The sequence below is a fragment of the Arthrobacter sp. genome (genome assembly GCF_030540645.1).
GTDB lineage: Bacteria > Actinomycetota > Actinomycetes > Actinomycetales > Micrococcaceae > Specibacter.
This window is the reverse complement of record NZ_JAUNVV010000021.1, coordinates 18,791-29,694: the sequence shown is the minus strand read 5'-3', so window position 1 is coordinate 29,694 and position 10,904 is coordinate 18,791. Positions and strand designations below refer to the sequence as shown.

General features: G+C 63.2%; 9 protein-coding genes. 8 read left to right on the top strand and 1 reads right to left on the bottom strand.

What is annotated here, in order from left to right; translation table 11 throughout:
• The first annotated feature begins 185 nt into the window (after nucleotides 1-185).
• Nucleotides 186-749 (top strand): elongation factor P, encoded by a 564-nt coding sequence (efp, locus tag Q4P21_RS06110; protein WP_207343979.1) that lies wholly within the window; start codon nucleotides 186-188, stop codon nucleotides 747-749.
• Nucleotides 749-1,195 (top strand): transcription antitermination factor NusB, encoded by a 447-nt coding sequence (gene nusB, locus Q4P21_RS06105; protein ID WP_303387917.1) that lies wholly within the window; start codon nucleotides 749-751, stop codon nucleotides 1,193-1,195. Before efp ends, nusB begins: the two co-directional genes overlap by 1 nt.
• 123 nt (nucleotides 1,196-1,318) lie before the next feature.
• Here nusB and Q4P21_RS06100 read toward each other — a convergent pair whose 3' ends face one another.
• The gene (locus Q4P21_RS06100; RefSeq protein ID WP_303387916.1) at nucleotides 1,319-2,689 is read right to left on the bottom strand and encodes a PrsW family intramembrane metalloprotease; all 1,371 of its coding nucleotides are present in this window, start codon (nucleotides 2,687-2,689) and stop codon (nucleotides 1,319-1,321) included.
• Between the two features lie 133 nt (nucleotides 2,690-2,822).
• Between Q4P21_RS06100 and pyrR the strand changes: the two genes are divergently transcribed.
• The 6 genes from pyrR to carB are packed head-to-tail and all read left to right on the top strand — an operon-like array spanning nucleotide 2,823 to nucleotide 10,875.
• Nucleotides 2,823-3,434, top strand: coding sequence for a bifunctional pyr operon transcriptional regulator/uracil phosphoribosyltransferase PyrR (pyrR, locus tag Q4P21_RS06095; protein WP_303387915.1), 612 nt, complete (start codon nucleotides 2,823-2,825; stop codon nucleotides 3,432-3,434).
• Nucleotides 3,431-4,441 (top strand): aspartate carbamoyltransferase catalytic subunit, encoded by a 1,011-nt coding sequence (locus Q4P21_RS06090; protein WP_303387914.1) that lies wholly within the window; start codon nucleotides 3,431-3,433, stop codon nucleotides 4,439-4,441. The genes pyrR and Q4P21_RS06090 overlap by 4 nt, the downstream gene beginning before the upstream one ends.
• Complete coding sequence (locus Q4P21_RS06085; RefSeq protein ID WP_303387913.1) at nucleotides 4,438-5,763, top strand: dihydroorotase; 1,326 nt, start codon at nucleotides 4,438-4,440, stop codon at nucleotides 5,761-5,763. Before Q4P21_RS06090 ends, Q4P21_RS06085 begins: the two co-directional genes overlap by 4 nt.
• On the top strand, nucleotides 5,763-6,368 hold the full coding sequence (locus Q4P21_RS06080; protein ID WP_303387912.1) for a hypothetical protein: 606 nt from the start codon (nucleotides 5,763-5,765) through the stop codon (nucleotides 6,366-6,368). Before Q4P21_RS06085 ends, Q4P21_RS06080 begins: the two co-directional genes overlap by 1 nt.
• 2 nt (nucleotides 6,369-6,370) lie before the next feature.
• Nucleotides 6,371-7,567 (top strand): glutamine-hydrolyzing carbamoyl-phosphate synthase small subunit, encoded by a 1,197-nt coding sequence (gene carA, locus Q4P21_RS06075; protein WP_303387911.1) that lies wholly within the window; start codon nucleotides 6,371-6,373, stop codon nucleotides 7,565-7,567.
• Nucleotides 7,567-10,875: a carbamoyl-phosphate synthase large subunit gene (carB, locus tag Q4P21_RS06070; RefSeq protein ID WP_303387910.1), complete on the top strand. Its 3,309-nt coding sequence runs from the start codon at nucleotides 7,567-7,569 to the stop codon at nucleotides 10,873-10,875. Before carA ends, carB begins: the two co-directional genes overlap by 1 nt.
• Nucleotides 10,876-10,904 lie beyond the last annotated feature (29 nt).

Below are 10,904 nucleotides of genomic sequence, written 5' to 3'. Positions count from 1 at the left end.
CCCCAGCCTCGTGCCTCGCCCGGGGCCCCTCGCAGACGTGGGCCCACCCGCCTGCGGCAGGCCGCCGTCGTTCTCGTGAAGAAGGCAAACGCGCCGTGGTGGCGGGGATCATACGGCGCAGCACAGCCGTGTGCGGTAGTATGGTCAATGGATTTTTGATAACACTTATACGCTAAGAGGCTATTGTGGCAACGACTAACGACATTAAGAACGGCACCGTTCTCAAACTTGAGGGCCAGCTTTGGAACATCATTGAGTTCCAGCACGTCAAGCCAGGCAAGGGCGGTGCCTTTGTCCGCACCAAAATGCGCAACATCCTCTCCGGCAAGGTCGTTGACAAGACGTTCAACGCGGGCTTGAAGATCGAAACTGCAACAGTGGACCGTTCGGACTTCCAGTACCTGTACCAGGACGGCGAAGACTTCGTGTTCATGGACTTGGACAACTACGACCAGCTGACCGTTTCCGGGAAGACCGTTGGCGACGCCACCGACTTCATGCTGGAAAACCTCAACGTGACCATCGCACTGTACGAGGGCTCACCCTTGTACATCGAACTGCCGCCGTCGGTTCAGCTGCGCATCACGTACACGGAGCCGGGCCTGCAGGGCGACCGCTCCTCCGCAGGCACGAAGCCGGCCACGGTGGAGACCGGCTTTGAGATCCAGGTCCCGTTGTTCGTTGAGAACAACACCCTCGTCAAGGTTGACACCCGCGACGGCAGCTACTTGGGACGTGTAAGCGAGTAGTGGCAAGCAGTCAAACCAGCCCCACGGGCAAACCAAACTCGGCACGCAGCAAGGCCCGTCGCCGCGCCTTGGAAATCTTGTTCGAGGCAGAACAGCGTGAGGTCAGCGCCTTGTCGGCCTTGACCGCTCGGCGCGAAAAGACCGACCAGATCATCAACCCCTACACGGTTGACCTGGTTGAAGGCGTCACCACCATGGCCGAGAGCATCGACGAGTTCTTGCAGACGTACTCCCAGGGCTGGACGCTTGAGCGCATGCCCGCCGTTGACCGCATCATCTTGCGCGTCGGCACGTGGGAACTGCTCTACAACGACGACGTCCCCGACGCAGTTGCCGTGAGCGAAGCTGTGGAACTGGCCAAGATCCTCTCCACAGATGAATCCCCGCAGTTCATCAATGGCCTGCTGGGCCGTTTGCAGCAGATCAAGCCGACCTTGCTGGCATAATTTTGCACTAAAGGCCCGCAGTGGGTTCCGAAACACGAGCACGATCATGTTTTCGGTGCCTGCCGCGGGCCTTTTTTTGCGTTCTTCAGACCGCTTGCGCGCGGGCAGGGCGGGGACCGCAGATCAGTAGGGCGGCTGTCGGTACTGTTGCTGGGCCAGCAGGACTTGCTGGGCTTGTTGGGCGTGCCATGTAGCTGCCGCGTGTTGGCCTAAGAGGTTGCTGCGGACGGCGGTGATTTTGTTCAACAACGACATTTCCAGCTCTTGGCCGGCGGCAACGCGTCCTTGTGCGTGGCCGCGTGAATCTACCAGCAGGCGTTGTCGGGTAAAGGCCAGTCGGGTGGCGAGTCGGATGAATTCCTTCATGGTTGCCGCTGCGGCAAAGGTTTTAGACCATGTCAACGCACGACGCCGGCCCCCACCGGTTGCGAGCATCGGCACCTCCTGCGGGGTGAACCAGCCGGACGGAACGTATTCGGACAAACGCGTCCGGGTCAGTTTCGCTTCGGAACGGCGCAGCAGGATGACGCCGACTATGAACAGGACGAACAGCGGTACTTGCAGCACCACATAGGCGATGAAGAAGCTGCCGCCCAGGAACGCCGAACCGTTCCACAACCCGTGCAGGAGCATGGCTGGAACCAGTCCCACAGCCCATGCCCCCACCACCGTCCAGGTCCCACCGTAGCGGGCCGCCCAGCCAACACAGACTCCCAGCGTGGCGGTAAACATGACGTGGGCGAACGGGGACATGAGACCGCGCAGAACAAAGATGCCCAGAATCCCGGCAGGTGCCCCTTGGGCTTCTTGAAGAGCCTGCCCGAAATAGAGGATGTTCTCGGTGAAGGCAAAGCCCGCGGCCACGATGCCGGCATAGACAACGCCGTCTATGGGTCCGTCGAACGTGCGTCTGCGCAGGAAGAACAGGAGTAGCACGCCGGCGCCCTTGCAAAATTCCTCCACGAGTGGTGCTTGGATGACGGCGCCCACGGTCTCGCCGTCCGCCGTCGAGCCGTTCATCAACAAAGGCTGCACCCAGCTGCCCACCACAAGAGTGGTGATGACAGCCATGCCCGCTCCCCAACAGAAACCCAGGGCCAAGGCCGAGACTGGCTCTGGCTCCCACCTGTCAATCCACATCAGCGTTGCCACACAGATGGTCAACGGAATCAACGCCAAGGCGCCGCAGACCAGGAACACGTTGACACCGATGGACAGGGCAAAGAAAACCAATGTTACGAGTGTCACGAGGGCCAGCACACACAGCAAAATGATGTTCGTCACTTTAGCGCCCCTGCCGCGCACCTTCTTGCGTGCCGGGGCCGGGGCGGGGTGCGCCCAATAGTTGTGTGTGTGGCTCAACGCAGTCCCGGGCGCCTGTGGCTGGGCATACTGCTGGGCCTGCTGCGGCTGGGCATACTGCTGCGTGTACTGGGGCTGCTGCTGCTGCGGTGTGCCAGCAGGAGGCTGCCGCCACGGGCCAGGTTCGGTCATGGCTTAAAGACTAGGGCCAGCAGGCACCGCCACCAAGGCGCCGGCACGCCAGGCTGCGCCTGTGGTATTTTGAGATGTACGCAATCAACCTTTTAATTCCGTCCTGTGAGGCGGGGAAAGGGGACGCGAGAAAATGAATACTTCCTCTGAAGCGACCGGGGATGTTCAATCAACCTCAGCTCCTGCCGTAGTGTCCCGAGTGGTTTTATCCGCCGCGGACATTGACCGGGCACTGACCCGCATCGCCTATGAGATCCTGGAAGCCAACAAAGGCTCGCAGAATCTCCTGCTGTTGGGCATTCCGCGACGCGGCTACCCGCTGGCGCAACGTCTGGCCGCGAAGTTGGCTGCCAGCGATCCCAGTGTGGATCCGGCCGCCATTGTTGGCCAGCTTGATGTCACCATGTTCCGCGACGACCTGGCGCAGCACCCCACGCGGGCACCCCAGCCCACCGAACTGCCCGCCTCAGGCATTGACGGAAAAACCATTGTGCTCGTGGACGACGTCCTATATTCCGGTCGCACCATCCGTGCAGCACTTGACGCACTGGTGGATCTGGGCCGTCCCCGCGCCGTCCGACTGGCAGTGCTCGTTGACCGCGGCCACCGCGAACTGCCCATCCGCGCAGACCATGTGGGCAAGAACCTGCCCACCTCCTCCAGCGAAAAAGTCCGTGTGCGCCTGTCCGAGATTGACGGCGGCGCTGCTGCCAACGACGAAGTGGTCATCGAGGCAGGCGCATGAGGCACCTGCTGTCCACTGAACAACTCAGCCGCGAACATGCCATTCAGATCCTTGACACCGCACAGGAAATGTCAGCCGTCGGTGAGCGTGAAATCAAGAAGCTGCCCGCCCTGCGCGGTCGCACCGTGGTGAACCTGTTCTTCGAGGACTCCACCCGCACGCGCATCTCCTTCGAGGCCGCCGCCAAGCGCCTGTCCGCCGACGTCATCAACTTCAGCGCCAAGGGCTCCTCGGTGTCCAAGGGCGAGTCGCTGAAGGACACGGCCCAGACCCTTGAAGCGATGAGCGCAGACGCCGTCGTCATCCGGCACTGGGCTTCCGGTGCTCCGGCCCGGCTGGCCAACTCCGGCTGGATCGACGCAGCCGTCATCAACGCCGGCGACGGCACGCACGCCCACCCCACCCAGGCTCTCCTTGACGCCTTCACGATGCGTGCGCACTGGGCCAAGCTCAGTGGCACCCCGTCCGTGGGAGCAGACCTGACAGGCATGCGGGTCATGATCGTGGGCGACGTGCTGCACTCCCGCGTGGCCCGTTCCAACGTATGGCTGCTGCGCACCCTGGGCGCCCACGTCACGCTTGTGGCCCCGCCCACGCTGCTGCCGGTCGGCGTCGAGCATTGGCCCTGCGAGGTGAGTTATGACTTGGACGCCACACTGGATGCCGGAGTCGACGCCGTCATGATGCTGCGCGTTCAGGCCGAGCGCATGAACGCATCGTTCTTCCCGTCGACGCGCGAATATGCCCGCCTGTGGGGCTTCGACGACGCCCGTCTGGCCCGCCTTGACGCGCTGAACCTCAAGGACACCATCATCATGCACCCGGGCCCGATGAACCGCGGCCTGGAAATTTCCTCCGCCGCCGCCGACTCCCACCGCTCCACCGTGCTGGCCCAGGTCCGCAACGGTGTCTCGGTGCGCATGGCCGCCCTCTACCTGCTGCTTTCCGGGGAAATGCGTCAGACACACACCTCCTCAACCGTGCCTTCAGTAAAGGATCCCTCATGACTTCCACAAGTTACTTGATTCGTTCAGCGTCCCTTTTGGGAAGCACGACGGCGGACCTGCTGATCCGCGACGGCGTCATTGCCGCCGTTGGCAAGGACCTGGACGCCGCCACCGTGGACGGCGCAACGGTCATTGATGCGGCTTCCCTTATTGCGCTGCCTGGCATGGTGGACCTCCACACCCACCTGCGCGAACCCGGACGCGAAGACGCGGAAACTGTGGAAACCGGTACCCGTGCAGCCGCCTTGGGCGGCTTCACCGCCGTGCACGCCATGGCCAACAGCTCACCGGTTGCCGACACGGCCGGTGTCGTGGAGCAGGTTCACACGCTGGGCCGCGAATCAGGCTGGGTCGATGTCCACCCCGTCGGAGCCGTCACCGTGGGCCTGGCCGGCAAGCAGCTGGCCGAACTGGGCGCCATGGCCGACTCCCGTGCCCGCGTCCGCGTCTTCTCCGACGACGGCATCTGCGTCAGCGACCCCGTCATGATGCGCCGTGCGCTGGAATACGTGAAGGCGTTTGACGGCGTCATCGCCCAGCACGCCCAGGAACCCCGCCTCACCGAAGGCGCGCAAATGAATGAGGGCATCGTTTCGGCTGACCTCGGCTTGGCCGGCTGGCCAGCCGTCGCAGAGGAATCCATCATTGCCCGGGACGTGCTGCTGGCCCAGCATGTGGGCTCACGCCTGCACGTGTGCCACGTGTCCACGGCCGGATCGGTGGAAATCATCCGCTGGGCCAAGGAGCGCGGAATCTCGGTTACAGCCGAAGTCACCCCGCACCACCTCCTGCTGACCGAAGAACTGGTGCGCAGCTACAACCCCGTGTACAAGGTCAACCCGCCGCTGCGCGCCGACTCGGACGTCCACGCCCTGCGTGCAGCCTTGGCCGACGGCACCATCGACATTGTCGGCACCGACCATGCTCCGCACCCCAGCGAAGCGAAGGAATGCGAGTGGGCTGCAGCGGCCATGGGCATGACCGGGCTGGAAACCGCGTTGTCCGTGGTGCAGGAGACCATGATCGAATCCGGGCTCATGACGTGGGAGGACTTCGCCCGCGTCACCTCCACCGCCCCGGCCCAGATTGGCCGCGTTGAGGACCAGGGCCGGCCCTTGGAAGTGGGTGAGCCGGCCAACATCGTGCTGGTGGACCCGGCCGCGCGGTGGAACGTGGACCCTGCCGCCATGGCCACCAAGGGACGCAACTCCCCGTTCGCCGGACTGGTGCTGCCCGGCAAGGTGGTGGCCACGTTCTTCCACGGACACCCCACGGTGCTGAACGGCACGCTGAACACCCCCTACCGCCACGAGGGGAACTAGTGGACGAGCGGATCCTGCCGGGCATGCTCACACTGCTGCTCGTCGTCGTCATCTTCGCCATGATGTGGTGGGGCTGGCGCAACAAGCTCAAACGCCAGGACGCCGTCGCCGCACTGCCTTTCGTTCCGTCCGGAATGGGTGAGGCAGCCATCAGCGTTCCGGGCCTCTATGTTGTCACCACCTCCGCAGGGGACTGGCTTGACCGCATGGCTGTCCACGGGCTTGGCATCCGCACCCCGGCGATCGTGCGTGTCTACGCGGCCGGCGTCGTGATTGAACGCAAAGGGGCGCAGGACATCTTCATCGCGAAGGAGCACCTGCGCGAGGTCGGTGCGCAGTCGGGGATGGCAGGAAAGTTCGTCGAAAAGGACGGGCTGGTGGTGATCGGCTGGCATTTGGCGGACACGGCCGTGGACACCGGATTCCGCACCACACAAGCAGGCGCGAAACGCCCGCTGATGGAAGCACTGCAGGCGTTGTTGCCGCAGGAAGCCAACGGCACGGCAGGCAGTAGCCGGCAGGACAATGAAATACAAGATGTAGAGAACCAGCCTGTGGACCACACAGACACGCCCACAGCAGAGTGCAACGGAAAGAACAATTGAGAATGAGTGAAACAACCATGCCTGCACAGGCACTTTTAATCTTGGAAGACGGCCGCACTTTCCGTGGCAGCAGCTACGGGGCACAGGGCACCGCCCTGGGTGAAGCGGTCTTCACCACCGGTATGACCGGCTACCAGGAAACCCTGACGGACCCTTCCTACGCCCGCCAGCTGATCGTTCAGACCGCCCCGCACATCGGCAACACCGGCGTGAACAAGGCTGACAACGAGTCGGACCGCATCTGGGCTGCCGGGTACATTGTGCGCGACGCCGCCCGCCGCCCCTCCAACTGGCGCAGCGAGGGAACGCTCGACGACGAGCTTTCCTCGCAGGGCGTCGTTGGCATCCAGGGTGTTGACACCCGCGCCATCACCCGGCACCTGCGCGAGCGCGGTTCCATGAAGGCCGGCATCTTCTCCGGTGCCGATGCTGCCCGCCCCGAAGCGGAACTGCTCGCCGACGTGCTGGCACAGCCTTCCATGGCAGGCCTGCGCCTGGCCGAGGAAGTCAGCTGCAAGGAGGCGTACGTCGTCGAACCTGCCGAGCACGGTTGGACGGGGGAGACCCTGTTCAACATCGTGGCCCTGGACTTGGGCATGAAGGCGATGACCCCGGCCCGCTTTGCCGAGCGCGGCGTGCGCCTGCACGTCCTGCCGGCGACTGCCACGTTTGAAGAGGCACAGGCGCTGAACCCCGACGGTGTGTTCATCTCCAACGGCCCGGGCGACCCCGCCACGGCCGACAGACAGGTTTCCTTTGTACGCAGTTTCCTTGACGCCGGAGTGCCGTACTTCGGCATTTGCTTCGGCAACCAGATCCTGGGCCGCGCCCTGGGCTTTGGCACATACAAGCTGCGCTACGGCCACCGCGGCATGAACCAGCCGGTATTGGACCGCAGCACAGGCAAGGTGGAGATCACCAGCCAGAACCATGGCTTCGCCGTCGACGCACCCCTTGACGGGCCCACCCAGGCGCCGGAGGAACGCTTCGGCAAGGTCCAGGTCAGCCACATCAGCCTCAACGACCAGGTTGTCGAAGGGCTCTCCTGCATGGACGTGCCCGCATTCTCGGTGCAGTACCACCCCGAAGCTGCGGCTGGCCCGCACGACGCCGCCTACCTGTTTGACAGGTTCATCAAACTCATGACCGACTACAAAACCGCACAGAGCCAGACCACACAGAGCCAGGAAGACAAGTAATGCCAAAGAGGGAAGATCTTAAATCAGTTCTGGTCATTGGTTCCGGCCCGATCGTCATTGGACAGGCTGCCGAGTTTGACTACTCCGGTACCCAGGCGCTGCGTGTTTTGAAGGAGGAAGGCCTGCGGGTCATCCTCGTCAACTCCAACCCCGCCACCATCATGACTGATCCTGAGTTCGCCGACGCCACCTACGTTGAGCCCATCACCCCCGAGGTGGTGGAGAAGATCATCGCCAAGGAGCGCCCCGACGCCATCCTGCCCACCCTGGGTGGCCAGACGGCGTTGAACACGGCCATTGCACTGGACAAGGCCGGCGTGCTGGAAAAGTACAACGTGGAGCTGATCGGTGCGAACATTGCAGCGATCGAACTCGGCGAAGACCGTGAAAAGTTCAAGGGCGTCGTAGAGCGCTGCGGTGCCGAATCGGCGCGCAGCCACATCATTCACACCATGGACGAGGCCTTCGCAGCAGCCGAAGACCTCGGCTACCCGATGGTGGTGCGCCCCTCCTTCACCATGGGTGGGCTTGGCTCCGGCCTGGCCTACAGTCCATCGGACCTGGAACGCATTGTGGGCCAGGGCTTGCAGTACAGCCCCACCACCGAGGTTTTGCTTGAAGAGAGCATCCTCGGCTGGAAGGAATACGAGCTGGAGATGATGCGCGACAAGAACGACAACGTCGTGGTGGTCTGCTCCATCGAAAACTTTGACCCGGTAGGTGTCCACACCGGCGACTCCATCACCGTGGCCCCGGCCATGACCTTGACGGACCGTGAATACCAGAACCTGCGCGACATCTCCATCGCCGTCATCCGCGAAGTTGGCGTTGACACCGGTGGCTGTAACATCCAGTTCGCCATTGAGCCTGACACGGGACGCGTCGTCGTCATTGAGATGAACCCGCGTGTTTCACGCTCTTCGGCACTGGCCTCCAAGGCCACCGGCTTCGCCATCGCCAAGATCGCCACGAAGCTGTCCCTGGGCTACACGCTGGATGAAATCCCCAACGACATCACCCAGAAGACCCCGGCTTCATTTGAGCCGGCCCTGGACTACGTCGTGGTGAAGGTTCCGCGGTTCGCCTTCGAGAAGTTCCCGGCGGCGGATCCCACCCTGACCACCACCATGAAGAGCGTCGGCGAGGCCATGTCGATGGGCCGTAATTTCACCGAAGCCCTGCAGAAGGCCTTGCGCTCATTGGAGCAAAAGGGTGCCAGCCTTGACTTCAGCAGCGTCAACGAACTTGACGTACCGGAGCTCATCGAAGCATCCAAGCGCCCCACCACCGAACGCCTGTCCCAGGTGCAGCGTGCCCTCTTGGGTGGTGCCACCGTGGAGCAGCTCTACGCCGCGACAGGGATCGACCCCTGGTTCCTTGACCAGCTGGTCCTGCTGAACGAGGTCTCTGCAACCATCCGCCAATCCACCTCGCTGAGCCCGGAAATGTTGAAGTTGGCCAAGCGCCACGGCTTCTCCGACGTGCAGATCGGTGCGTTGACGCACAACTCCGAGGCTGTGGTGCGCGGCGTCCGCCAGGCGCTGAACATCCGCCCCGTCTACAAGACGGTGGACACCTGTGCGGCCGAGTTTGCTGCCTACACCCCCTACCACTACTCCTCCTACGACGAGGAAGATGAGCTGGCACTGCACGAAAAGCCTTCGGTCATCATCCTTGGCTCCGGACCGAACCGCATTGGCCAGGGCATCGAGTTCGACTACTCCTGCGTCCACGCCTCCATGGCACTGCGCAAGGCCGGCTACGAGACCGTCATGGTCAACTGCAACCCGGAAACCGTTTCCACCGACTACGACGTCTCCACCCGCCTGTACTTTGAACCGCTGACCCTTGAGGATGTCCTTGAGATCATCGCGGCCGAAGAGCGCACCGGCGGCGTCATGGGCGTGTTTGTCCAGCTCGGTGGCCAGACACCGTTGAAGCTGGCGCAGGAACTTGCCGACGCCGGCGTGCCCATCCTGGGTACATCCCCTGAGGCGATCGATTTGGCTGAGCACCGCGGCATGTTCTCCCGTGTGCTCGATGAGGCCGGTCTGATTGCACCCAAGAACGGCACGGCCGTCTCGTTCAACGACGCCAAGAAGATCGCCGACGAGATCGGCTACCCCGTGCTGGTGCGCCCGTCCTACGTATTGGGTGGCCGCGGCATGGAGATCGTGTACGACGAACCGAACCTCTCGCGCTACATCAAGAACGCGACCGAGATCACCGAGGCCCACCCGGTGCTGATCGACCGGTTCCTGGAAGACGCCATCGAGATCGACGTTGACGCCCTCTTCGACGGCAAGGACATGTACCTTGGCGGCATCATGGAGCACATTGAAGAGGCCGGTATTCACTCGGGCGACTCCGCCTGCGTGCTTCCCCCCATCACCCTGGGAAAGGACGTGCAAGAGCGTGTCCGCGCGGCAACGCGTGCCATTGCCGAGGGCGTCGGAGTGCGCGGGCTGATCAACATCCAGTTCGCCCTGGCTGCGGACATCCTGTACGTGCTTGAAGCCAACCCGCGAGCCTCCCGCACCGTGCCGTTTGTCTCCAAGGCAACCGGCGTGCAAATGGCCAAGGCGGCGGCTCTGATCGGCGTTGGCGTGTCCATCGCGCACCTGCGCAGCGTCCACCACATCCTCCCTGAGGTTGGCGACGGCGGAAACCTGCCTGACAACGCTCCTGTTGCCGTGAAGGAAGCCGTGCTTCCCTTCAACCGCTTCCGCACCCCGGAAGGCCACGTGGTTGACTCCCTGCTCGGGCCGGAAATGCGCTCCACCGGCGAGGTCATGGGCATCGACAAGCACTTTGATACGGCCTTCGCCAAGAGCCAGGCGGCCGCCAATGGCGCCCTTCCCGTCTCCGGCACGGTGTTCGTCTCTGTTGCCAACCGTGACAAGCGCTCCATCATCATGGCGGTCAAGCGCCTGGTGGACCTTGACTACAAGATCGTGGCCACCGGTGGCACGGCCGACGTGCTGCGCCGCAACGGCATTGCCTCCACCACGGTGCGTAAGATCAGCCAGGAAGGCAAGGATTCGGGCGACCGGAGCATTGTCGACCTGATCAACGACGGCGAGATCGACATGATCTTCAACACCCCGTCCGGTGGTCAGGCACGCGGCGACGGCTACGAAATCCGTGCTGCTGCCGTGTCCAATGGCCGGCCCTGCATCACCACAGTGGCCGAGTTCAACGTCGCAGTCCAGGCGATGGAGGCGCTGCGCTCCTACGAATGGGATGTCACCAGCTTGCAGGAACACGCAGTTGTGCTGGCAGCGGGACTGGCAGCACAGAATGCCTGAGAAGGTGGCGGACAACGGTAGCGCTGGCG

Bases quoted from the DNA above. Each gene is read 5' to 3' on its own strand.
- Q4P21_RS06100 (WP_303387916.1), bottom strand. From the start codon at position 2,689: ATGACCGAACCTGGCCCGTGGCGGCAGCCTCCTGCTGGCACACCGCAG.
- pyrR (WP_303387915.1), top strand. From the start codon at position 2,823: ATGAATACTTCCTCTGAAGCGACCGGGGATGTTCAATCAACCTCAGCT.
- Q4P21_RS06090 (WP_303387914.1), top strand. From the start codon at position 3,431: ATGAGGCACCTGCTGTCCACTGAACAACTCAGCCGCGAACATGCCATT.
- Q4P21_RS06085 (WP_303387913.1), top strand. From the start codon at position 4,438: ATGACTTCCACAAGTTACTTGATTCGTTCAGCGTCCCTTTTGGGAAGC.
- carA (WP_303387911.1), top strand. From the start codon at position 6,371: ATGAGTGAAACAACCATGCCTGCACAGGCACTTTTAATCTTGGAAGAC.
- carB (WP_303387910.1), top strand. From the start codon at position 7,567: ATGCCAAAGAGGGAAGATCTTAAATCAGTTCTGGTCATTGGTTCCGGC.